The 22,164-nt window shown below is 66.5% G+C and carries 21 protein-coding genes; 11 read left to right on the top strand and 10 right to left on the bottom strand.

The window, feature by feature from the left end; all coding sequences use genetic code 11:
* Positions 1–84 precede the first annotated feature (84 nt).
* Complete coding sequence (locus G7Y85_RS11560) at positions 85–1,125, top strand: glycosyltransferase family 9 protein (protein ID WP_366514952.1); 1,041 nt, start codon at positions 85–87, stop codon at positions 1,123–1,125.
* A gap of 53 nt (positions 1,126–1,178) precedes the next feature.
* Positions 1,179–2,663: an alanine/glycine:cation symporter family protein gene (locus G7Y85_RS11555; RefSeq protein WP_494546248.1), complete on the top strand. Its 1,485-nt coding sequence runs from the start codon at positions 1,179–1,181 to the stop codon at positions 2,661–2,663.
* Positions 2,664–2,713: 50 nt separating this feature from the next.
* Here G7Y85_RS11555 and kdoO read toward each other — a convergent pair whose 3' ends face one another.
* Positions 2,714–3,592, bottom strand: coding sequence for a Kdo hydroxylase KdoO (gene kdoO, locus G7Y85_RS11550; RefSeq protein ID WP_166256815.1), 879 nt, complete (start codon positions 3,590–3,592; stop codon positions 2,714–2,716).
* A gap of 69 nt (positions 3,593–3,661) precedes the next feature.
* Here kdoO and G7Y85_RS11545 point away from each other — a divergent pair, with 69 nt between their 5' ends.
* The 5 genes from G7Y85_RS11545 (at position 3,662) to G7Y85_RS11525 (ending at position 9,051) form a co-directional block, all read left to right on the top strand.
* Positions 3,662–4,753, top strand: a complete 1,092-nt coding sequence (locus G7Y85_RS11545) for a glycosyltransferase (protein ID WP_166256812.1) — start codon at positions 3,662–3,664, stop codon at positions 4,751–4,753.
* A gap of 18 nt (positions 4,754–4,771) precedes the next feature.
* Positions 4,772–5,533 carry a polysaccharide deacetylase family protein gene (locus G7Y85_RS11540; protein ID WP_166256809.1) on the top strand — a complete coding sequence of 254 codons (762 nt, stop codon included), beginning with the start codon at positions 4,772–4,774 and terminating at the stop codon, positions 5,531–5,533.
* 49 nt (positions 5,534–5,582) lie between these two features.
* Positions 5,583–6,872, top strand: a complete 1,290-nt coding sequence (locus G7Y85_RS11535) for a nucleotide sugar dehydrogenase (RefSeq protein ID WP_166256806.1) — start codon at positions 5,583–5,585, stop codon at positions 6,870–6,872.
* A 10-nt stretch (positions 6,873–6,882) separates the two neighbouring features.
* Positions 6,883–7,890: an NAD-dependent epimerase gene (locus tag G7Y85_RS11530; RefSeq protein WP_166256803.1), complete on the top strand. Its 1,008-nt coding sequence runs from the start codon at positions 6,883–6,885 to the stop codon at positions 7,888–7,890.
* A gap of 81 nt (positions 7,891–7,971) precedes the next feature.
* Positions 7,972–9,051 carry a glycosyltransferase gene (locus G7Y85_RS11525; protein ID WP_166256800.1) on the top strand — a complete coding sequence of 360 codons (1,080 nt, stop codon included), beginning with the start codon at positions 7,972–7,974 and terminating at the stop codon, positions 9,049–9,051.
* Here G7Y85_RS11525 and G7Y85_RS11520 read toward each other — a convergent pair.
* The 4 genes from G7Y85_RS11520 to G7Y85_RS11505 form a co-directional block, all read right to left on the bottom strand.
* Positions 9,009–10,112: a glycosyltransferase gene (locus G7Y85_RS11520; RefSeq protein WP_166256797.1), complete on the bottom strand. Its 1,104-nt coding sequence runs from the start codon at positions 10,110–10,112 to the stop codon at positions 9,009–9,011. The two genes, G7Y85_RS11525 and G7Y85_RS11520, sit on opposite strands and share 43 nt — an antisense overlap.
* Before the next feature lie 86 nt (positions 10,113–10,198).
* A complete protein-coding gene (locus tag G7Y85_RS11515) occupies positions 10,199–10,861 on the bottom strand; it encodes a sulfotransferase family 2 domain-containing protein (protein WP_166256794.1) in 663 nt (220 codons plus the stop codon).
* A gap of 98 nt (positions 10,862–10,959) precedes the next feature.
* Complete coding sequence (gene glnE, locus G7Y85_RS11510) at positions 10,960–13,800, bottom strand: bifunctional [glutamate--ammonia ligase]-adenylyl-L-tyrosine phosphorylase/[glutamate--ammonia-ligase] adenylyltransferase (protein ID WP_241696125.1); 2,841 nt, start codon at positions 13,798–13,800, stop codon at positions 10,960–10,962.
* A 23-nt stretch (positions 13,801–13,823) separates the two neighbouring features.
* Positions 13,824–15,329: an amidase gene (locus G7Y85_RS11505; RefSeq protein WP_194241160.1), complete on the bottom strand. Its 1,506-nt coding sequence runs from the start codon at positions 15,327–15,329 to the stop codon at positions 13,824–13,826.
* A gap of 64 nt (positions 15,330–15,393) precedes the next feature.
* Here G7Y85_RS11505 and G7Y85_RS11500 point away from each other — a divergent pair, with 64 nt between their 5' ends.
* Positions 15,394–15,828 (top strand): hypothetical protein, encoded by a 435-nt coding sequence (locus G7Y85_RS11500; protein WP_166256788.1) that lies wholly within the window; start codon positions 15,394–15,396, stop codon positions 15,826–15,828.
* Between the two features lie 6 nt (positions 15,829–15,834).
* Positions 15,835–16,158: a methyltransferase family protein gene (locus tag G7Y85_RS11495; RefSeq protein ID WP_366514959.1), complete on the top strand. Its 324-nt coding sequence runs from the start codon at positions 15,835–15,837 to the stop codon at positions 16,156–16,158.
* Positions 16,159–16,178: 20 nt separating this feature from the next.
* On the opposite strand, the gene G7Y85_RS11490 is transcribed toward G7Y85_RS11495, so the two are convergent.
* The 5 genes from G7Y85_RS11490 to G7Y85_RS11470 all read right to left on the bottom strand — a co-directional run bounded on the left by G7Y85_RS11490 (position 16,179) and on the right by G7Y85_RS11470 (position 19,248).
* Positions 16,179–16,532 (bottom strand): DMT family protein, encoded by a 354-nt coding sequence (locus G7Y85_RS11490; RefSeq protein ID WP_166256783.1) that lies wholly within the window; start codon positions 16,530–16,532, stop codon positions 16,179–16,181.
* An 81-nt stretch (positions 16,533–16,613) separates the two neighbouring features.
* A complete protein-coding gene (locus G7Y85_RS11485; RefSeq protein WP_166256780.1) occupies positions 16,614–17,258 on the bottom strand; it encodes a DUF1134 domain-containing protein in 645 nt (214 codons plus the stop codon).
* A gap of 75 nt (positions 17,259–17,333) precedes the next feature.
* On the bottom strand, positions 17,334–17,768 hold the full coding sequence (locus tag G7Y85_RS11480; protein WP_166256777.1) for a tellurite resistance TerB family protein: 435 nt from the start codon (positions 17,766–17,768) through the stop codon (positions 17,334–17,336).
* Between the two features lie 15 nt (positions 17,769–17,783).
* Positions 17,784–18,521 (bottom strand): DUF6588 family protein, encoded by a 738-nt coding sequence (locus tag G7Y85_RS11475; RefSeq protein ID WP_166256774.1) that lies wholly within the window; start codon positions 18,519–18,521, stop codon positions 17,784–17,786.
* Positions 18,522–18,582: 61 nt separating this feature from the next.
* Positions 18,583–19,248 carry an alpha/beta hydrolase gene (locus G7Y85_RS11470; RefSeq protein WP_166256771.1) on the bottom strand — a complete coding sequence of 222 codons (666 nt, stop codon included), beginning with the start codon at positions 19,246–19,248 and terminating at the stop codon, positions 18,583–18,585.
* A 92-nt stretch (positions 19,249–19,340) separates the two neighbouring features.
* On the opposite strand from G7Y85_RS11470, the gene G7Y85_RS11465 reads away from it, so the two are divergent.
* Complete coding sequence (locus tag G7Y85_RS11465) at positions 19,341–21,188, top strand: DCC1-like thiol-disulfide oxidoreductase family protein (protein ID WP_166256768.1); 1,848 nt, start codon at positions 19,341–19,343, stop codon at positions 21,186–21,188.
* Positions 21,185–22,015: a TatD family hydrolase gene (locus G7Y85_RS20280; protein ID WP_366514951.1), complete on the top strand. Its 831-nt coding sequence runs from the start codon at positions 21,185–21,187 to the stop codon at positions 22,013–22,015. The genes G7Y85_RS11465 and G7Y85_RS20280 overlap by 4 nt, the downstream gene beginning before the upstream one ends.
* Positions 22,016–22,164 lie beyond the last annotated feature (149 nt).

Genomic DNA, 22,164 nt, shown 5'->3' with positions numbered 1-22,164 from the left:
TCACGGCAAACCCCTGCGGCCGAGACTTGCGCGGGTGGCATGCAGACCGCAGCATTGTCCGCTCGACTCGTTCGCCACGCACCCGTGTCCCAGACCCCTTTCGCCCTGCCGGCCCCGGCCGATGCCGATGCGCCAAGCATCCTGATCGTGCGCCTGTCGGCGCTCGGCGACATCGTCTTCGCCAGCTCAATGCTCGACGCCTTGCGCAAGCGCTGGCCAGGTGCGCGAATCAGCTGGCTGGCACTGGCCGGCTTCGCCGGCATCCTCGATGGCGATCCGCGCATCGACGAGGTGATCCGCGTGCCGGCCACACTGTTCAAGTCGCCGGCCGCCCTGCTGCGCCTGCGTCGCGAGCTGCGTCTGCGGTATTTCGACTGGGTCTTCGAAGTGCAGGGCCTGTTCAAGTCGCGCCTGCTCGCACGGCTGGCCGGCGGTTTTCGTGTCGGTTTCCGATCGAAGGAGCCGGCACAGTTCTGGATGCATCGCCTGCTCGACAAGGGCGGCATGGCGGACGACATCGCATCCGAATACCGCCATTTCGCCGAAACCGTCAGCGGCGAGCACGCCGGTCCGCCCCGGCTGCCGATCGACGACGCGATGCGGGCCACGATCGCCGGCAAACGCGCGGCGCTGGGTCTGGATCGCTTCATCGCGATCTGCCCGTTCACGACACGGCCGCAGAAACACTGGCCCGAAGCGTATTGGCCGGAACTGGTCCGGCGCCTAGCCGAACTCGGCCTCGGACCTTGCGTCATGTTCGGCGGTCCGGGCGATCGCGAAGCCGCCGCACGCATCGCCGCGGCCACAGCGGCGCCGCTGGTCAATCTGGTCGGTGAAACCAGACTGACGGAACTGCCGGCCTGGCTGGCCGCCGCCGACCTCGGCATCGGCGTCGATACCGGCCTCACGCATATCGGCATCGCCGTGCGCACGCCGATGATTGCGCTGTTCGGCTCGACCTGCCCCTACCGTCAGGGCGCCGACTCGCCCTTGCGCGTCATGTACGACGCGCTGCCCTGCGCACCCTGCCGTCGTCACCCGACTTGCGACGGCCGTTTCGACTGCATGCGGGGCCTTGTGCCGGCGCGCGTCGCGACGGCCGCGAAACAGCTGCTGGGCCGCTGAGATCGGGATCGGGCGGGACGACTGCCACGAATCTTGCTACACCACAGCGGACCATCAGCCGCAGCGCGCCATACAAGGGGAGTTTTCTGGACACCTTCATCAATTCGATCGACAACCTGATCTGGAGCCGCGCGCTGGTCGCTCTGTGCCTCGGCGCCGGCTTGTACTTCTCGATCCGCACCCGCTTCATGCAGGTGCGCGGCCTTGCGGAAATGATCCGCCTGATGCGCGACGGCAGGAAATCGGACGCCGGCGTCTCGGCATTCCAGGCCCTGACCATGTCGCTGTCCGGCCGCGTCGGCACCGGCAACATCGCCGGCGTCGCCACCGCGATCGCCTTCGGCGGACCGGGTGCGGTGTTCTGGATGTGGATGGTCGCGTTTCTCGGTGCCTCCACCGCGTACGTGGAATCGACGCTCGCACAGATCTACAAGGAAAGGGACGATCAGGGCCAGTATCGCGGCGGCCCGGCGTACTACATCGAGAAGGCCATGGGCCAGCGCTGGTACGCCTGGCTGTTCGCCGGCGCCACCGTGCTCGCGACCGGCTTCCTGCTGCCGGGCGTGCAGGCCAACAGCATCGCTACCTCGATGCAGACCGCCTGGGGACTGACACCGATGGTCACCGCCATCGCCATCAGCCTGGCACTGGCGTTCATCATTTTCGGCGGCGTACGCCGCATCGCACAGTTCGCCGAATTCGTCGTGCCATTCATGGCAGCCGCCTACGTGCTGGTCGCGCTGCTGATCATGTTCATGAACATCGGGCGGCTGCCGGGCATGATCGCGCTGATCTTCGGCAGCGCGTTCGGCGCCAAGGCCGCATTCGGTGCGGTGCTCGGTCTGGCGGTCGAATGGGGCGTCAAGCGCGGCATCTACTCCAACGAAGCCGGTCAGGGTACCGGCCCGCACCCCGCGGCGGCGGCCGAGGTTTCGCACCCGGCCAAGCAGGGTTACGTGCAGGCGTTCTCGGTCTACGTCGATACGCTGCTGGTCTGTTCGGCGACCGCGTTCATGATCCTGTCGACCGGCATGTACAACGTCGTCAACCCGGCCGGCGGCACGCTCGTCGAACAGCTGCCGGGTGTCGAGGCCGGACCCGGCTTCGCGCAGCACGCCGTCGAATCGGTGCTGCCGGGTTATGGCGCCGGCTTCGTCGCCATCGCGCTGCTGTTCTTCGCGTTCACGACCATCGTCGCGTACTACTACATGGCGGAAACCAACATCGCGTATCTGAATCGCGGCGGCCATCGTCCGTGGACCATTCTCGTGCTGCGCATCGGCATCGTCGCCGCGGTGGTCTACGGCTGCGTGCGCAGCGCCAGCGTCGCCTGGGCACTGGGCGACATCGGTGTCGGTCTGATGGCCTGGCTCAACGTCATCGCGATCCTGATCCTGCAGAAGCCGGCGCTGCTCGCACTCAAGGACTACGAAGCGCAGAAGAAAGCCGGCAAGGACCCACAATTCGATCCCGATGCGCTCGGCATCACACACGCCGAGCTGTGGCGCGAACGCGCGGCGCACCAAACCCGGCCCTGACTGCATTTGCGGAAATGGCGCCGGCACCAGCAACGCGGCTCGCGCCGCGCCTACAACAGCGCCCGCCCCGTCAATTTCTCGAGCACGCGCAACGGCGAGCGCTCGGGATATTGCAGCGCCGCGACCGGCACGTAGAACGTCTGCTCGAGCATGTAACGGCCGGCCAGCACCGCATGCGACACCTGATCGGAATAGACGATCCAGGTCTCGCCCGGTGCAAATTCGGCCGCGGTCTTGTGCACCTGGGCTTGATAGCCGAGGTCGGCCTTCATGCCGTCGTGCAGTTGCAGCATGTAGTGATCGTAGGGGCTGCGCAGCGACTTCGTGATGCGCGTGGCCGCCATCAGCTGCGCCTGCAGCGCGTTCGGCTTCGGTGCGCGCGGCACGAAGCGCGCCGCCACTGCCGCGAACGGCTCGCCGACCTGCCAGCGCCGCGGCTCGCCATGCGGATTGATGTTGTTGAACACGCGCAGCAGCCGCCGGCCATGTACCGGCGTCGCCGGAAAGGCATCGACATGCACACGCGTGTCGTCGTGGCGCCAGGACTTCGGCACACGGCCGGCGATCTCGGCCGGGCGATAACTGGCGCGACCATCGATCAGCGCATCGCGGTAGGGCGCGAACAGATGTTCGACGAGCGCGCGCGCCGATGCGTGATAGCGCGCCAGGAATCCGCGGAGCCTCGTTTCGAGCACGGCGTCACCGTCGGCCCCCTGCAGGCGGCCGCTGGCCGGGTTGTAGCTGATGTTCTTGCGCGTACCGCTGAGCAGCTGCGGCGACAGCAGCGTGCGCTCCTCCGCCCGCAGGGTGAACGGCAGCGGCAGGCGCAGCACGCTGCCGGCCTCCAGCGCATCGAGCGCCTGTGCCGCCAGTTGCGCCGCGATCGGTGCTTGCCAGTCGTGAACGGCGATGGATTCGATCGGCTTCATGTAAGGGCCGTGATTGCCGGGGCCGCCAGTATAATGGCCGCCATCCCCCGCTCTGCCCGCGACCCCGCCATGCTCAAAGTGATGCACGTCGAAGCCGGCGAGAACTTCTACGGCGGCGCCCGTCAGGTCGCGTTCCTGATCGACGGTCTCGCGCGACGTGGCGTCGACAATGTGGTGGTCTGCCCGCGACAGTCGCTGACAGCGCGACGCATGGCCGAACTGCCGGCGAAGCTGCATGCGATCACCATGGCCGGTGATCTCGACCTGCCGCTGATCCCGCGCCTGCGGCGCCTGCTGCGCGTCGAGCAGCCCGACCTGCTGCACCTGCACAGTCGCCGCGGACCGGAAATCCTCGGCGCGATCGCCGGCCGCCTGCATGGCCTGCCGATCGTCTATTCACGGCGCAACGACCATCGCGAATCGCCGCTGGTCACGCGCTTCAAATACCGGCTCTACGATCGCGTCGTTGCGATTTCGGCCGCGATCGGCAAGGTGCTGGAAGACAGCGGTGTGCCGCCAGCCAAGGTCCGCATCGTGCGCAGCGCCTTCACGCCAGAGCCGGTGACGCCGCTGTCGCGCGACGCCTTGCGTGCCGAGTTCGGCCTGCCCGCCGACGCGTTCGTGATCGCGATCGTCGCGCAGCTGATCCGCCGCAAGGGCCACGCCGTGCTGCTCGATGCGATGCCGCGACTGCTCGCGGAAATTCCGACGCTGCAGCTGCTGTTCTTCGGCAAGGGCAGCCTGCACGACGAGCTGCAGGCCCGTGCATCGAGTACTGCCTTGGCGGGTCGCGTGCATCTGGCCGGCTATCGCGAAGACCTGCCGAAGCTGCTCGAAGGCCTGGACCTGCTGGTGCATCCGGCGTTTGCCGAAGGTCTGGGCGTGTCCCTGCTGCAGGCGTCGGCGAACGGCGTGGCGATTGTCGCCTCCGATGCCGGCGGCATTCCCGAAGCCGTGCGCGATGGAGTCAACGGCGTGCTGGTGCCGCCGCACGAGGTCGCGCCGCTGGCCGACGCCATCATCGCCCTCGCACGCGACGACACGCGACGCCATGCACTAGGCGCCGCCGGCCGCCGCCTGATCGCCGACGAGTTTTCGGTTGACGCGATGGTCGATGGCAATCTCGCGGTCTACCGCGAACTGCTCGGCGCCGACCGGTAGAGCCGCTACAATTTGCGCATGGCCGGCATCAGCATCTTGATGTATCACCAAGTCGGTCGCTTCGCACCGATGACGAAGCACCGCGCCAACTACTGCGATGTCGATCGCTTCCGTGCGCAGATGCGCTATCTGAAACAGATCGGCGCCAGCGTGCTGTCGATGAGCGATGCGCTCGACGCACTGGCCGGGCACAGGCCTTTGCCGGCGCGCGCCGTGGTGCTGACGTTCGACGACGGCTGCGACAATTTCTACGAAAACGCGCTGCCGATTCTCGAGGACTTCGCCTACCCGGCGATCGTCTACGTGATCGCCGGCATGGCCGGCGGCACGGCGGCGTGGATGGGCGACGTGCCGGGGCACGGGACGCCACCGCTGATGAGCTTTGCCCGCATTCGCGAACTGCCGGCGCGCGGCATTGAAGTCGGCAGCCACGGCTACCAGCACATCCGCCTCGCCGGCACACCGGCCGCTACGTTGCTGCACGAAGTCACTGACAGCAAACGCCGCATCGAAGACGAAACCGGCCGCGCGGTGCCGCACTTCTGCTATCCCTATGGCTCGCACGATCTCGCCACCGTCGAGGCGGTGGCCGCGGCCGGCTACCGCACCGGCGTCACCTGCCAGCGCGGCGCGGCCACCGCCGCGTTCGATCCGCTGGCACTGCCGCGCAAAGGCATCTCGTTCGGCGACAACGTGCTGGGCTATGCCTGGAAACTGCACATGAAGGACAAGCCGAAAGGCGAAGCCGTGCGTCGCGCAGAGCCGGCGACAGCCTCCTGAACCGGGCCTGCAAAGCACGGTTCAACGCCGTACGGACATCACGATATCCATGAACAGCGAGAAGATCGTCGTCGTCGGCCTGGGTTATGTCGGTCTGCCCGTCGCATTGGCATTTGCGGATGCATTTGCCGGCACGCTCGGTTTCGACATTTCGGCACAGCGGGTTCATGGCCTGCAATCCGGCCGCGACACCACCGGCGAGGTCGACGCACAGACCCTGCGTGCCAGTCCGCTGCGCTGCACGCTGGACGAAGCCGATCTCGTCGGCGCCAGTCTGTATGTCGTCACGGTGCCGACGCCGATCGACGCCGCTCGCCAGCCGGATCTCGGCCCCTTGCGACGCGCCTGCGAGACCGTCGGCCGCGCGCTGCGCGCCGGCAGCGATGCGATCGTCTGCTTCGAAAGCACCGTCTACCCGGGCGTCACCGAAGACGTCTGCGGCCCCCTGCTGGAACAGGTATCCGGACTCAGGCGCGGCACCGACTTCCGGCTGGCCTATTCACCGGAGCGCATCAATCCGGGTGATCGCCAACGCACGCTGGGCAAGATCGTCAAGGTGGTGTCCGGCGAAGACGAGGCGACGCTGACACGCGTTGCCTCGGCCTACGGCGCGATCATCGAGGCGGGCATCCATCGCGCGCCGTCGATCAAGGTCGCCGAGGCGGCGAAGGTAATCGAGAACACCCAGCGCGACCTCAACATCGCGCTGATGAACGAACTGGCACTGATCTTCGAGCGCATCGGCATCCGCACCAGCGATGTGCTCGCCGCGGCTGGCACCAAGTGGAACTTCCTGCGTTTCACGCCGGGTCTGGTCGGTGGCCACTGCATCGGCGTCGATCCCTACTATCTGACGCACAAGGCCGAAGCGCTTGGCCTGCACCCGCAGGTGATCCTTGCCGGCCGCCACATCAACGACGGCATGGGCGCCTACTGTGCGCAGCGGCTGGTGAAGACCATGATCGCGCAGGGCATGCCGATCAAGGGCGCGCGCGTCGGCGTCCTCGGCCTGACGTTCAAGGAAAACGTGCCGGACCTGCGCAATTCGCGCGTGCCGGACATCGTCAACGAGCTGCGCAGTTTCGGCATCGAGCCACTGATTCACGATCCGCTCGCCGACTCCGTCGAAGCGCAGCACGAATATGGTTTGACGCTGTCGTCGCTCGACACGTTCAGCGGCCTGCACGGCCTGGTACTGGCGGTGCCGCACGCCGACTACCTGCGTTGCCCGGTCGCCGAGTGGGAAGCGCGCCTGCTCGAAGGCGGCGTATTCGCCGATCTGAAGTCGGCCTGCGATCGGCTGGCGCTTTCGCCTTCACGCCCGTACTGGAGCCTGTGAGAGTCCCGACATGAAAATTCTGGTCACCGGCTGCGCCGGCTTCATCGGCTTCCATACGGCACAGCGGCTGCTCGCGCGCGGCGACGAGGTGGTTGGTCTCGACATCGTCAACGACTACTACGACGTGCGTCTCAAGGAAGCGCGCCTCGCACAGTTCGAAGGCAAGCCCGGCTTCCGTTTCGTCAAGCTCGACCTCGCCGATCGCGAAGGCATGGCGGCACTGTTCGCGCGTGAGCGCTTCGAGCGGGTCGTGCATCTCGCGGCGCAGGCCGGCGTACGCTATTCGCTGCTCAACCCGCACGCGTACGTCGACAGCAATCTGGTCGGCTTCACCAATATCCTCGAAGGCTGTCGCCATCACGGCGTCGAACATCTGACCTACGCTTCTTCGAGTTCGGTCTACGGCCTGAACTCGGAAATGCCGTTCTCGGTGCATCACAACGTCGACCACCCGATCAGCCTGTACGCAGCCAGCAAGAAAGCCAACGAGCTGATGGCACACACCTACAGCCATCTCTATCGGCTGCCGACCACCGGCCTGCGCTTCTTCACCGTCTACGGCCCCTGGGGCCGGCCGGACATGGCGATGTTCATCTTCGCCAAGGCGATCCTCGAAGGCCGCCCGATTCCGATCTTCAACAACGGCCGGATGGAACGCGATTTCACCTACATCGACGATATCGTCGAGGGTGTCGTGCGCGTCAGCGACCGGATCGCGCAGCCGAATCCGGACTGGTCAGCGGCCAGGCCCGATCCCGGCACCTCGTCGGCACCGTTCCGGCTCTACAACATCGGCAACAACAATCCGGTGCAGCTGCTGCGCATGATCGAGATCCTCGAACAGGCACTCGGCCGCACGGCGATCCGCGAACTGCAGCCGATGCAGCCTGGCGACGTGGCGCGCACCTTCGCCGACATCGACGCGCTCAGCGCCGCGGTCGGCTTCGCACCCAGTACCCCGCTGGCGACCGGCATCGGGCGTTTCGTCGAGTGGTACCGCGGACATTACGGTGTCTGACAAGCGGGCACGACATCGGGACCGGGGCCGACCCGGTCGCCGGCGCTTCGCCGATCGGCGTCCGCTGTCCTGGCTGTCGCCGTGAAGATCATCCTCGTCGAACACAGCCACGTCCTCGGCGGCGTCGAACGCCATGTCCTGCAGCTGTTGCGCGGTCTGAATGCCGCCGGGCATGTGGCCTGCTTCGCCGGCCCGGGCGACAGCTGGCTCGGCGAACAGTGCCGGTCGCAGGGCATCGAGTTGATGCATCTGCCGATGCGCGGCATGTTCGATCCGTATTCAGCCTGGCGTCTGGCACGCTTCGCCCGGCGGTGGCGTGCCGATCTGCTGCACGGGCACACGCAGCGCGGCGCGCGCTATGCGGGCTGGAGCGCTCGCCGGAGCGAACGACCGGCCGTGGCGACCGCCCATTCGACGCACTCCTATCGCTACTTCGACGGCGTGCAGCGGCTGCTTTGCGTATCGGACGCCGTGCGCCAGGCGCTGATCGCCCACGGTTATCCAGGCGAACGCACGCGCCTGGCCTACCCGGGCTTCGACGACCCGGCCACGAGCGCGCCGCCACGCCCCGAGGCGCGTCGCCGCCTGGGGCTCGACGACCGAGATGTGGTGCTGCTGATGGTCGCGCGCCTGATTCACGACAAGGGTCACGATGTCGCGATCGAGGCCGTCAAACGCCTGGCGCGACCGGACATCAAGCTGCTGCTGGCCGGCGATGACGGCAATGCCTGCGGCGAACAGTTGCGCCGGCAGATCGAATCATCCGGGCTCGCGGCACAGGTGCGTTTTCTCGGGCAGCGTGATGATGTCGGAGCATTGCTGTCGGCGGCCGATATCGTGCTCGGCCCGTCGCGGCGGGAGGCGCTGTCGCTGTCGCTGGTCGAAGCCGCGGCGATGCAGGTGCCGGTGATCGCCAGCCGCATCGGCGGCATTCCGGAAGCGGTCGCCGAAAACGGCAGCGGCCTGCTCGTTCCCGCAGAGGACAGCCATGCGCTCGCCGACGCCATCGCGACGCTGGCCGACGATCCACCGCGACGAGCGGCGATGGGCGGCGTCGGCCGCGCACTCTATCTGGAACGTTTCAGCACCCGGGCGATGCTCGAGTCCGTGCTGGCGGTCTACGCCGAAGTGCTCGATGCCAGGCCGAGCAGTGCCAGATAGCGCGCTGCACTGACCTCGACACGGAAGTCGCTCGCCGCGCTTCGCAATCGTTCGGCGTCGACAGGCCGCGTGAGGGTTTCCTGCATCGCGATTGCCAGCCGCTCGACATCGGCGACCGGAACAAGCTCACCGAATCGGCCGCCGTCGAGAATTTCGCTCGGGCCACTCGGGCAGTCGGTCGACACGCAGGGGACGCCGAGCGCGAGCGCTTCGGCCAGCACGTTGCCGAAGCCTTCCCAGCGAGACGACAGCACGAACAGGCGCGCACGCGCCAGCCATGCGTAAGGGTTTTTCCGGAACCCGGCAAACAGCACCCGCTCGGCGACGCCGAGTTCATCGGCCAGCCGCTGCAAGGCGGCGCGCTGCTCACCGTCTCCGAGGAGAATCAGGCGCACCGGCGACGGCAGGCGCGCAAAGCCCGCGAGCAGGGTCCGGAAATCCTTCTGTTCGGTCAGGCGCCCCATGCCGATGATCACCGGCCGCTCCGGATCGGCAAGCCAGGGATGGGGAACGGGCGCTTGCGCCAACTGCTCGATATCGCGCGGAATCGCCGGATTGTGAATGACGTGGACACGTTCCGGCTGCAAGCGGCACTCCCGGATCAGGTCGTCGCGCACGCCGCGCGAGACGGCAACGATGCCATCCGCGAGCGGATAGATGCGGCGCATCGCCGCCAGCCGCCACGCTCGCGAAATCCGGCCCGAACCCGCCAGTGACTGCGTCATGTTGGTATGGATCTGCAACCACAGCCGGCTGGGCGAATCGACGCGTCGCTGCGCGCGCAGCGCGGCTCTGCCGGCGCGATCCTTGGCGACCAGCAACACATCGGGTCGCTCGCTCGACAGATAGGCGGCTATTTCACTGCTCGCCGTCCAGGCGTGCCGTGCCGTCAGCGGGATCAGTCGCACATTGCGCGGAATGCCGTCGACATGAGGGCCCTGCTGCTTGATCGTCAGCAGATCGACCCTGACTTTCTGCGCCAGCTCGCCTGCGAGCAGATTGATCACGCGTTCGACGCCGCCGGCACCGGAGTATGAAACCAGAATGGCAAGATGCGGCATGCGGGCGCTCACCTATTCGCGGACCATCGCCGAAGGACGGCGGGCCTTGGCGGGCGCGGCGATGTCGCGGATCGCCGGCATGGTCTTCACTGCGGATCGAAGCGGTAGCCCAGCAGTTCGATGTCGCGGGCGAAGTGCCGGGCCACCAGCTCGGCAAGGTCATCCCGGTAGTAGCTGCGATAGTCCTTGCTGCGATCGGTCGCCTGACGCTTGTGCGGCAGCTCGGGGGTCGGCACGCCGATGCGCCGGCAGATCGCGGAAAAATCGTCGTGCAGGTTTTCATAGCGGCCGAGAACATCGGTCAGCATCCTGCCGTGCAGGTCGATCAGGTAGTCCGACTGCGGCGTGATCGAAGTATCGAGGTGGTACTGATACGGCCGTGCCGGATCGAGCTTGAAGCGCGTGAAGGCCTCGAAGGATTCATGTCCTTCGAGCAGATGCGGACGCTCGCGCTTGAGGTGATGGTAGGAACTCACCTGCAGATCCCAGGGATTGCGCACGAACGCGAACTTGAACAGACCGTCGAAGAATTCCTGCGGCAGCATCTCCTGCGCGGCGATGATCTTGGCGTGACGCGGCAGCTTGGCGGCGATGCGATGGCCGCTCAGGTGCGACAGGCGCGAGCAGATGAACTGGGCGAGATAGTACGGGTCCTTCCATTGCAGCGACTTGAGCGCCGCGCGCACGCTCGTGCCGCCGGTCTTGGCAATGTGCACGTACAGGAAGTTGTAGCGGTTCGAGAGAATCATCGCGGCAGTTGCGGTCGGCGCTGTGGATTATGCCTGAGGCTGCCCGGACGTCGGCGCCGTGCTTGCCGGTCTTGCAAGGCAGTCGACCCGGTGAATCTTCAGCGAAGCCGCGCGGCGAACAGTCGCTCGAACAGTCCGCTGACGAATCGACGCTCGTCGGCGAACTGGTCGGCGGCGATCCGCACCTGCTCCTCCTGCAGCGAACGCTCGTGCGCCCAGGCACGGTAGCGTCGATAACAGCAGATCAGGGCATCGCGATCCTCGCCGTCGATGCTGCCGGCGGCCGCGAGCGCGTCCAGCTGACGCCAGTTGTCGCTGTAGTTCACCAGCGCCGGCGCACGCTGCGCGTCGCGCAGCACGAGGTATTGCGTGATGAATTCGATGTCGATCAAGCCGCCACGCCCCTGCTTGATGTCCCACAAGGCGTCGGTCGAGCGATCGAGTTCGGCGCGCATCTTTGCCCGCATGTCGGCGATGTCGGCGCGCAGCTGTCCCGCATCGCGGGCGCGCGTCAGCACTTCGCGGCGGACACACTCGAACGCGTCGCGGATCGCCGGGTCGCCCGCGACCGCGCGGGCGCGCGTCAGTGCCTGATGCTCCCAGGTCCATGCCGACTCGCGCTGATAGCCTGCAAAGCTCTGCAGGCTGCTGACCAGCAGTCCGGACTTTCCGTTCGGCCGCAACTCCATGTCGATTTCGTACACGCGCCCGGCCGGAGTCTGCGTTGCCAGCCAGTTGATCAACCGCTGCGCGAGCCGCGCGTAGAACACGCCGTTGTTGATCGCGCGTGCGCCGCCCACGGTATCGGCGTCGAGCTGATCGCAGTCATGCAGGAACACCAGGTCGAGATCCGAGCCGTAGCCGAGTTCGATGCCGCCGAACTTGCCGTAGGCGACGACCGCGAACCCCGCGCGTTCGCCGTCGCCGCGCAGGGGCTCGCCGTACGAACTGCGCATCTCGTCCCAGGCGCGCGCCAGCGCCGCATCGACCAGCGACTCGGCGAGCCAGGTCAGGCGATCGCTGACCTGCACCAGCGGCAGGGCACCCGACAGATCGGCAGCAGCGATGCGCAGCGTCACTTCCTTCTGATAGCGACGCAGCAGATCCATGCCGGCTTCGGTGTCACCCGGAGCGAGCTCGCCAAGCCGCTGCAGCAATTCGTCGCGCAGCTCGTCGCGGCCGGGCAGTGCATACAGCGTGCGCGTATCGAACAGCGCGTCGAGCAACACCGGCGACTGCGCGATCAAGGCGCTCAGCCACGGACTGGCCGCACACAGGCGTACGAGCTGCGCACGCGGCTCGGCGTTGTCATGCAGCAGGCTCAGATACGTCGAGCGGCCGGCTATCGCCTGCACCACCCGCAGCGTCCGGCACAAGGCGGTCTCGGGTCGGGTCTGCTCTCGCGCCGCCTCGAACAGCGTCGCCAGCAGGGCGATCATTTTCTGCACGTCGCCGTCCGGCATCGCACGCACCAGCCGTGCATTGCGCAGATCTTCGAGCGCGGCGACGATCTTCTGCGGCTCCTGCGCAAAACCGGCAGCGCGCAGATCGGCGAGCGCGGTGTCGCCACTGCTCATCGCGAACCACAACGCGCGCACCAGCTTGCGTTCGGCACTTGACGCGTCGGCGTCGGCGGCACCGCGCTCGTTGAAGATGGCGTCGAACTGCTGCTGGACGAATCCGCGCACGAACTCGACCTGCGCCGACAGCGCCGTCCAGTCGGCGGCACCGAGCGCCGCGCACAGTGCCCGCCGGGCGTCGTCCTGAACGGGCAGCGTGTGGGTCTGCTGATCGCCGTACATCTGGATCGCGTTCTCGAGCCGGCGCAGGAACACGTAGCAGGTGTCGAGCTGCCTGGCGACGGCGCTGTCGAGATGACCGGCACCGCCGAGATAACGCAACACCGGCCGCAGCCGCGCATCGCGCAAGGCGCTCTCGGCGCCGCCGCGCACCAGCTGGAAGGACTGCACGATGAATTCGAGTTCGCGGATGCCGCCGCGCCCGAGCTTGACGTTGTCCTCTTCGCCGCGCCGCGCGACATCCTCGGCGATCAGCACTTTGAGGTTGCGCAGATTGCCTATCGCGTTGTAGTCGAGATAGCGTCGATAGACGAACGGCCGCAACACCTTGAGCAGGACGCGGCCGGCGTCGATGTCGCCGGCGACCGGTCGCGCCTTGATCAGTGCGTAGCGCTCCCACTCGCGGCCGTGTGCCTGGTAGTACTCTTCGAGCGCGGCATACGACACCGACAGCGTGCCGGCCGACCCGAACGGCCGCAGCATCAGGTCGACACGAAACACGAAACCGTCCTCGGTCTGGCTGGCCAGCAGACGCTGCACGTCCTGTGCAAGCCGCACGAAATATTCCTCGTTGCTGAGCCCGCGCGCACCGTCGCCCCCTCGACCGGGCTCTGGACAGGTTTCGCCGGAATCGCCGTGGCAGAAGATCAGGTCGATGTCGGACGAAAAATTGAGCTCGCGTCCACCGAGCTTGCCCATGCCGAGCACCAGCGGCCCGACTTCGTCGCCGGCCGCGTCGCGCGGCACGCCATGCCGCTGACGCAGGCGCTTGCCGGCGTTGCGCAAAGCGGCCTCGATGCAGGCATCGGCGAGTGCGGACAGATCGCCCAGGGTCTCGTCGAGTTCCGCGATGCCGGCAATGTCGCGCACCGCAATACGCGCCATTTCGGCACGCCGCAAACGGCGCAGACGACGCATCAACGCCGGCTCGTCATCGTCGGCACAGGCGGCAAGCAGCGCGACGGCAAGTTCGCCGTCGGCGCGCGAACGCATCAGCGCATCGAACTCCGCGCTGTCGTCATCGAAAAGACGCGCAAACGCGTCGGCAACGAACGGACTGGCCGCAAACAGGCGCGGCGCGACCGCCGCGAGCGCCGGCGCGCGCGCGACGAAGCGCTGCCGCCACTGCTCCTCGGTCAAGGCGCCATACATCGCCGGCGGGACTAGGAATTCGCGAGATGAATGGCGGGTCGACGCTGCGCCCAGGGCTGCGCCTGTTCGATCTGCGCCGCGAGACGCAACAGCAGGCCCTCGCCGCCCGGCGCGGCAACGAACTGCACGCCGAGCGGCAAGCCGGCGGCGGTCCAGTGCGTCGGCACCGACATGGCCGGTACGCCGGTGAGATTTGCGAGCTGCGTGAACGGCACCCACTTGAGATTTTCGTGCACCATCTGATCGACGATGTCGGACTTCAGCAGCAGGCCTTCGAGACCGAGCGCCAGCAGGATGCGAAGCGCGCGCTGCTGCCAGTCCGGTGTGCGGATCTCGCCGATGCGGGCCGGCGGCAGCGCCAGCGACGGTGTCAGGAACAGATCATGGCGGCGATGGAAATCGCCGAGCTGGCGCGCGTATTCATTCCAGCGCAGATAGCCTTCCACGTACAGATTCGCGCGCAGCGCGCGGCCGAAGCCTGCCATCGCCCTCGTGTCGAGTTCGAAGTCGCTTTCCCGGCAGCCGGTGCCGCGACGCACGTCGTCCATGTTCGCGGCGCAGGTCGCGAACCACATCGTGATGAAGTCCTTGCCGAGTTGCGGACCATCGATCTGCGGCTCCGCTTCCTCGACATGATGCCCAAGCGATTCGAGCAGCTTCGCGGCATCGCGCACCGCCTGCACCGCTTCCGGATCGACCGCGGTACCGATCGGCGAGCGCGCGGTGAACCCGATCTTCAGCCGTCCGGGATCGCGACCGACTTCGTCGATGTAAGGCCGCTCCGGCGGGGCGACATGAAACAGCGCGCCGTGTTCGGGGCCGTGGGTCGCGTCGAGCATCGCCGCGCTGTCGCGCACGCTGCGCGTCAGCACATGATCGATCACCGCGCCGTGCATGCGCTCGACATAGCGCGGCCCCTGCGGGGTACGACCGCGTCCGGGCTTGAGCCCGAACAGTCCGCAATGCGCCGCCGGCAGGCGGATGGAACCACCACCGTCGTTGGCGCCCGCAACCGGCACGATGCCGGCCGCCACCGCCGCTGCCGAGCCGCCGCTGGAGCCGCCCGGCGTGTGCGCCGGATTCCATGGATTGCGACACGGCCCCCAGGCTTCCGGTTCGGTGATGCCCTTGGCCCCGAACTCCGGCGTGTTGGTCCGTCCGAACACGACCAGTCCGGCACGCAGCCAGCGCTGCACCATCTCGGCGTGCTCGCTCGCAGCGTAGCGCTCGTCCTTGAGCACGCGGGTACCGTACGACGTCGGCACGCCGGCGTATTCCTGACAGAGATCCTTGACCAGGAACGGCACACCGGCGAATGGTCCGGACAGCGGCGCCGCGGCGCGCGCGCGCGCGATCTCGTGCATCGGCCGCACGATCGCATTGAGCTGCGGATTGAGTTTCTGCGCCGCGGCGATCGCGGTCTCCAGCAGCTCCTGCGGCGCCAGCTCGCCGCGTTGCAACAGTTCAGCCAGACCGAGCGCGTCGTGGCGCGCGTATTCGGCTGCGGAAATCGTCATTTCTGTCCCCAGGCGTCGTCGTTCGCCATAGAGTAGCGTCCAAACAGCGTCACCGGAGTCCGTCATGAATCACTCGACCGCTGCACCATTGACCGCAACGCCAGGCTCGGCACCGGCCTGGGCGCGAACCCTGCGCCGCTTCAACGACTGGTGGCTGACCGACATCGGCGGCGGCCCGCGCGTGCTCAAGTTCGCGTGGATCATCAACACCCAGAAGGCCGGCACGTTCTTCTTTCTCGGCGCGCTGATGCTGTACTACGCCGACCGCACGGCGGCGGCCACCTCCACTGCCGCGTGGATCTATCTCGCCCTGCACGGCAGCTACGGACTGGTGTGGCTGACCAAGGATCTCGCGTTCCCCGATCCGGGCTGGCAGAAGCGCGTGACCTGGGGCGCCGCACTGTGCGGCATGTTCGGTCTGGCGATGTACTGGAGCTTCGGCTGGCTGCTGATCTCCGGCACGGCACAGCCGCACTATCCGCTGCCGGATGCAGCGTGATTCTGCCTGTGCATCAGCCTGTGCATGCTCGGCAGCGTGATCATGATCGCCGCCGACGCACAGAAATACTTCACGCTGCGCATGCAGCGCGGCCTGATCACAGACGGCATGCACCGCTACATACGCCATCCGAATTATCTCGGCGAGATGATGATCTACGGCGGCTTCGCGCTGATGGTGGGCCACTGGCTGCCGTGGGTCTGGCTGGCCATCATCTGGAGCACGCTGTTCGCCACCAACATGGCGATGAAGGAGGCCAGCATGTCGCGCTATCCGCAATGGGCTGCCTATCGCAAGCACAGCTGGTGGCTGCTGCCGGGCGTGTTCTGAACGCCGTGCCGATGCCGGCTTCAGGATCGGAAGATGAAGTAGACCGCGCCGCACATGCACAGCGCCGCCCAGAGATAGTCGAGCTTGATCGGCTGCTTCATGTAGATCACGACGAACGGCACGAACACCGTCAGCGTGATCACCTCCTGCATGATCTTCAGTTGCGGCAGCGTCAGCGTCGTGTAGCCGATGCGGTTGGCCGGCACCTGGAACAGGTATTCGAAGAACGCGATCGACCAGGAAATCGCCGCCGCCACATACCAGGCGCGATTCTCCAGATTCTTCAGGTGGGCGTACCACGCGAACGTCATGAACACGTTCGACAGCACCAGCAGTCCAGCGGTCTGGGCAATCACCGGCAAGGCAAAGGGCATGGTCGTGAATCCGTCGGAGACGATGCAGTCTGCCGCGCATGAAAAAGGCCGGCAATCATGCCGGCCTTTGCGATCCTCGCGTCAGAGCGGAATGACGGACGCTTCGCGCGTGTAGTGCACGTAGCCGAGGCTGGCACCGGCGCGCAGGCCGACGCCGGCGCGGATCGGCGCGAGCACGATATCGCCACTCTTCTGGTAGTTGATGCCGACACCGGCGACGACATACAGGCTGCCGTCGACCGCCGGGAACCGCTGGAACAGCTGGCTCGAGGAGCGCAGGTTGTAGACCAGCGTGAACACCTTCGATGCGTTGCCGCCGAAATCCCAGCCGATCGATGGGCCCTGCCAGTAGACCTTCTGGCTGTCGCCGCCCTTGTATTGCAGGACGCCCTTGCCGTAGCGCAGGCCGACGACGATCGCGCCGCCGCCTTCGGTGCCGGCAATGTAGGCATTGGGCCGGCCGTGATCGGCGAACGCCTTCTCGATCGCCTTGGCCAGACCTTCGCTCGACGAACCGAAGAACTTGGTCGCCGCATCGCGGACTTCGTCGGCACTGTAGGTATCGGTGTTCGCCGGTGCACCGTTGTCCGCAGTGTGCGGAGCCTGGATATCACCGTTGGCCGGCTGGTCGCCTTCGGCGAAGCTGGTCGACGTCGATGCCATGCCCATCAACAGGGCGAGCCCGACACCAAGTCCCACCTGACGGATTTTGCGGAAAGCATTCATGGCTGGTTCCTCGGGAGCGTTGACGGGAAATCGTGAACGACGGCTCTTAATCGAGCCTGAACTGTACGCCAATTGCTAGCCACCGGCCGCGATGCGCGTGCGCACGAAGTCGGCGTGCGGCACGAACAGCAGGTCGGCAAGCTGACGGATCAACGCTTCTTCACGCGGCTCGATGTGACCGTCCGCCAGGGCGACCTGCCACAACCAGACCAGCAGCTCGCGCTTGCCGTCGGCGTCGAGTTCGTGATTGAGCGCGGCCACGAATTCATGCAGCGATACGGCGGTGCCGGCACTGTCGGCCGCGCGCTCGATCAGCGCATCAGTCTGCACGGCATCGAGTTGCAGGCCACGCGCCAGCTGCTGGCGAATCAGCTCCAGCTCTTCCGGGCTGCGCTCGAAATCGGCACGCGCCGTTTCCAGCAGCAGCACCGCCATCGCCAGATGCCGATCAACGGCCGCCTTGGGCGGGGGCGTTGCAAAAGCAGCCGACAATTTGCGAAGAAAACTCATGACAAGACATGCGTATCAGAACGAAAGCCCGAGTCGGACGTTATAGACATTGTTGCTGCCGAAACGTTCGTATTCGGGCGTCAGCTCGAGGAAACCCAGTGCGATGCGCGAACCGATGAAGAGGCGGCTCTGCTTGACGTTCTCCTTCATCAAACCGTAGGTCTGCGAGACATCCTTGTGCGGATCGACGCTCGCCGAGACATAGCCAATGCCGAGATACGGGGTCAGGAACGCAAAGCCTTTCGACAAGATCGCGTCGCCCCCCCAGGCGTCGTAATCGAAATCATCGATGCCGGTGCCTTTGGTGTAGTTCGCTTCTACGGCGAGCGCGGGCTCGGCCACGCCGCCTTCGAGAATTGCATAACGCAGCTGGAAACCGTAGGCACCGGCCCCGCCGGCAGTCGGCACGCTCGCGTAGAAGGCGCCGGCATCGAACCCGAACGGCAGCCCCTTGTTGACCACCGCCCCGACCATGCCCAGCTGATCGACGCTGTCGCCGGTCAGCGTGCGCCAGTCGCTGCGATGCTCGGTCGGCGCGTAGCTGGCGATCGCCGCGATGCCGAAGCCGAGCACGCCGGTCGCTTCGGCCGGCGCTACGATTTTGTAGTTGAAGGCCGCAGCGATGTCCTTGGCGGCACCTTGGAAAGCCGTGTTGCACTCGAGCAAGGACCCGCAGCTGATCTGAAGGTCGTTGGCAAACGCGCTCGGCGCGGCACCGAGCAAAAGTACGACGGAAAGAAGACGGCGGATCATGGGCTCTCCCGGTGGAACGTTTGCGATGGCAGTCAGTCAGCGCCTGCAGGATACCAGCGGCTCAGCTCGCAAGCTGGGTTTGCAGGAACGGCAACACGGTGTCGCTCAGATCGTTGAGGCGCCCGTGGAAGAAATGCCCCGCGCCTTCGAAGCTCACCAGCTGCGGCGGTGGATCGTAGCTGTCCAGCATGGTCCGCGTCGCCTCGTATTCGACGACATCGTCGTCCGTGCTGTGCACGACCAGCCACGGGCACGGCGGTCGCGCCGGCTTCGGCAGATGGTCGAAATATTTCGCGAACGGCGGGGCGATGCTGACCTGCGCGTGCGGCGCGAGACGCACCGCGGCGTTGGTGCTGACCCAGGCACCGAACGAAAAGCCCATCAGCACCAGAGGTCCGGCCGGCAGACGCTCGCGCAGCCATTCGGCGAGAAACACCACGTCGTCGGTTTCACCCCGCCCTTCGTCGTGGACACCTTCGCTGCGGCCGACACCGCGGAAGTTGAAGCGCAGGGCGTACAGCCCGGCTTTCTGTGCGCAGGACGCCAGCGTGTAGACGACCTTGTTGCTGAGCGCGCCGCCGAGCAACGGATGCGGGTGACAGATCAGCGCGTAGCCTGGGTTGGCGAGCGGCAGGCGCGGACCGGCAATGCTGGCCTCGATCAGGCCGGCAGGGCCGCGGATCAATTCGGTGCGGCTTTCGCCGGCGGCGGGCAGCGAATCGGACATGAGGTCTCGAACGAACAAATGGAACGGGCATTTTGCCCGATCGGCAGAATCTGCTTGCCAGCCGCCACGCGGAAAGGTCAGCATCCGCGCTCATGAACGCCGCGCCACGCTCCTCGCCCGCTCCGCTGACCCAGCGCTACCCGCGGCTCGCCGAAATGATCGGCATCGACCTGCGCACGCTGGCCTTGTTCCGCGTCGTGCTCGGCCTCGTGCTGCTGTGGTGCGTGCTGAGCTGCTTCCGCGATCTGAACGCGTTCTGGACCGACGCCGGCGTGATGCCGCGGATCTGGATGATCGAAAGCGACAGCCATTGGCGCCTGTCGCTGTATCTGGTCAACGGCCAGGCCTGGTTCGTCGCCAGCCTGCTGATCGTGCAGGCCGGCTTCGCGCTGATGTTCGCGCTCGGCTGGCGCATGCGTTTTGCCGCGATCGCGTCGTTCGTGCTGTGGGCCTCGCTGATCAATCGCGATCCCATGGTGCTGATCGGCGGCGATCTGCTGCTCTGCTGCCTGCTGTTCTGGGCGATGTTCCTGCCGCTGGCGGCGCGCTATTCGGTTGATGCCGCGCTCAGCACCACACCGCCGCCGCAGGACAATCTGCACGTGTCCTGGGCTTCGCTGGGCCTGCTGCTGCAGGCGATGTCGGTGTACTTCTTCAGCGCCATGCTGAAGACCGGGCACGAGTGGTATCCGGATTTCACGGCGGTGTACTACGCGCTGATGCTCGACCGCCATGCGCTGCCGTTCGGCCACTGGCTGCTGAATTTTCCCCATCTGCTGAAGCTGCTGTCGGCCTACGTCTATTTCCTGGAAATGCTGGCGCCGATCCTGATCTTCACGCCGTATTTCCTGCGTCCGGTGCGGCTGCTGCTGATGCTGTGCCTGATGGCGATGCACTTCGGCTTCCTGCTGTGCCTGCAGCTCGGTCACTTTCCGTTCGTCAGCTTCGCGTCGTTGACCATCTTCACCGGCGGCTGGTTGTGGGACGCCGCGGCACGGCGACGCAGCACCAGGCTGGCGGCCGCGCCGCGACTCTATTACGACCGCGACTGCGGCTTTTGCGTGAAGTCCTGCCTTCTGCTGCGCCAGCTGCTGATCATCCCGGAGCTGCAGATCGCCCCGGCGCAGGACACGCCGCGCGCGAAGACCCTCCTGGAGGCGAACTACTCCTGGGTGCTGATCGACAGCGACGAACAGGCCTATCTGAAGTGGTCCGTGTTCACGGTGCTGCTGCGACACTCGCCGCTGTTCGGCTGGCTGTCGCCACTGCTGCGGATCGGTGCGCTGACCGCACCCGGGAACGCCGCCTACGACTTCGTCGGACGCCGACGCGAATGGCTCGGGCGCCTCAGTGCCGCGCTGCTGCCCTTGCGCGACACGCGCTTCGAGGTCTCGCGCAACTGGTACCGGATCGCCGGCGTGTTCGTGGTGCTGGTGTTCGTCTGGAACCTGCACACGATCCGCGTACTGCCGGCGCGCAGCTATCACGCCATGACGCCGCTGTTCCGCGTGCTGCGCATCGATCAGCTGTGGAACATGTTTGCGCCGTATCCGCTCAAGGAAGACGGCTGGTGGGTCTTCCCGGCGCGGCTCGCGGACGGCTCGGAGATCGACCTGCTGCACCCGCAGCGTGCTGCGCCGGACTACAGCAAGCCGGAGAACTACGCTACCGAGCAGGAAAACATCCGCTGGCTGACCTATCGCGGCCGGCTCTGGGAGAAGCAGTACGCGGCGCACCGCGGCTGGTACGGACGCTATCTGTGCCGGCAGTGGAATGCCGACAAGAACGGCAGTCCCGCCGCGCAGAGCAAGCGCCTGATGAGCTTCCAGATGATCTACATGCTGGAACGCACGCCCCCACCCGGCGAGGCCGCGCACGTCGAGCAGGTCATCACCTGGCGCCAGGACTGCTATCCGGACACGGCGCGCAGCACGCCGTGAGCCGGGAAGCCGCGGACCCGCCGCTCGATCTGATCGACATCGGCGCCAATCTCGCACACGACAGTTTCGATGCCGACCTCGACGCGGTGCTCGGTCGTGCGCGCGACGCCGGCGTCGCGCAGATCGTCGTCACCGGCAGCTCGCTCGACAGCAGCGCCCGCGCCATCGAGCTGGCAAACCGACATCGCGGCCAGCTGTTCGCGACCGCCGGCCTGCATCCGCATCACGCATCGGAATGGAACGAAGCGCTCGCGGCACGGATTCGCGAACTGGCGATGGCACCGGAAGTGGTTGCGCTCGGCGAATGCGGACTCGATTACAACCGCAACTACTCGCCGCACGCCGACCAGCGCCGGGCTTTTGCCGCGCAACTGCGCATGGCGATCGAACTGCGCAAGCCGCTGTTCCTGCACCAGCGCGATGCGCACGACGATTTCCTGGCGATACTGCGCGAGCATCGTCCGCAACTCGGCGCCGTCGTCGTGCACTGCTTCACCGACACACGCGACGCGCTCGCCGACTACCTCGCGCTCGACTGCCACATTGGCATCACCGGCTGGATCTGCGATGAGCGCCGCGGCCGGCATCTGCTCGACGCCGTTGCCGACATCGGCGATCAACGCCTGTTGCTGGAGACCGATGCGCCCTATCTGCTGCCGCGCACGGCGCCCAAGGCTGTCGTCGGCGCCAATCGCCGCAACGAGCCGGCGCTGTTGCCCTGGGTGCTGCGCGCCGTTGCGACCGCGCGCGGGCAGCATGCAGCCGAACTGGCGCGGCTGACCAGCAACAACGCGCGGCGCTTTTTTGCTCTGCCCCTGCCCCGCTGACCTGCGCCGCACTGTCGGCAACGGCTGCGGTTGTTGACGGCTGACCGACTCGGCCGGAACGGCGATCGCCCTGCCGTGATGCACGCCGGAAGCCGACCGTCGACAAGGCGCCCGTCTACCCGCGGTCGGGGACCGGCGCGCGGTAACGG

Origin of the sequence: Solimonas terrae (genome assembly GCF_011067135.1) — a bacterium.
GTDB classification, from domain to species: domain Bacteria; phylum Pseudomonadota; class Gammaproteobacteria; order Nevskiales; family Nevskiaceae; genus Solimonas; species Solimonas terrae.
Note: the sequence above shows the minus strand (reverse complement) of the source record. Positions and strands in the feature narration are given on the sequence as shown.

Bases quoted from the DNA above. Each gene is read 5' to 3' on its own strand.
- G7Y85_RS11480 (WP_166256777.1), bottom strand. From the start codon at position 17,768: ATGAGTTTTCTTCGCAAATTGTCGGCTGCTTTTGCAACGCCCCCGCCC.
- G7Y85_RS11500 (WP_166256788.1), top strand. From the start codon at position 15,394: ATGAATCACTCGACCGCTGCACCATTGACCGCAACGCCAGGCTCGGCA.
- G7Y85_RS11540 (WP_166256809.1), top strand. From the start codon at position 4,772: ATGGCCGGCATCAGCATCTTGATGTATCACCAAGTCGGTCGCTTCGCA.
- G7Y85_RS11490 (WP_166256783.1), bottom strand. From the start codon at position 16,532: ATGCCCTTTGCCTTGCCGGTGATTGCCCAGACCGCTGGACTGCTGGTG.
- G7Y85_RS11515 (WP_166256794.1), bottom strand. From the start codon at position 10,861: ATGATTCTCTCGAACCGCTACAACTTCCTGTACGTGCACATTGCCAAG.
- kdoO (WP_166256815.1), bottom strand. From the start codon at position 3,592: ATGAAGCCGATCGAATCCATCGCCGTTCACGACTGGCAAGCACCGATC.
- G7Y85_RS11530 (WP_166256803.1), top strand. From the start codon at position 6,883: ATGAAAATTCTGGTCACCGGCTGCGCCGGCTTCATCGGCTTCCATACG.
- G7Y85_RS11535 (WP_166256806.1), top strand. From the start codon at position 5,583: ATGAACAGCGAGAAGATCGTCGTCGTCGGCCTGGGTTATGTCGGTCTG.
- G7Y85_RS11465 (WP_166256768.1), top strand. From the start codon at position 19,341: ATGAACGCCGCGCCACGCTCCTCGCCCGCTCCGCTGACCCAGCGCTAC.
- G7Y85_RS11475 (WP_166256774.1), bottom strand. From the start codon at position 18,521: ATGATCCGCCGTCTTCTTTCCGTCGTACTTTTGCTCGGTGCCGCGCCG.
- G7Y85_RS11505 (WP_194241160.1), bottom strand. From the start codon at position 15,329: ATGACGATTTCCGCAGCCGAATACGCGCGCCACGACGCGCTCGGTCTG.
- G7Y85_RS11470 (WP_166256771.1), bottom strand. From the start codon at position 19,248: ATGTCCGATTCGCTGCCCGCCGCCGGCGAAAGCCGCACCGAATTGATC.
- G7Y85_RS11520 (WP_166256797.1), bottom strand. From the start codon at position 10,112: ATGCCGCATCTTGCCATTCTGGTTTCATACTCCGGTGCCGGCGGCGTC.
- G7Y85_RS11545 (WP_166256812.1), top strand. From the start codon at position 3,662: ATGCTCAAAGTGATGCACGTCGAAGCCGGCGAGAACTTCTACGGCGGC.
- G7Y85_RS11485 (WP_166256780.1), bottom strand. From the start codon at position 17,258: ATGAATGCTTTCCGCAAAATCCGTCAGGTGGGACTTGGTGTCGGGCTC.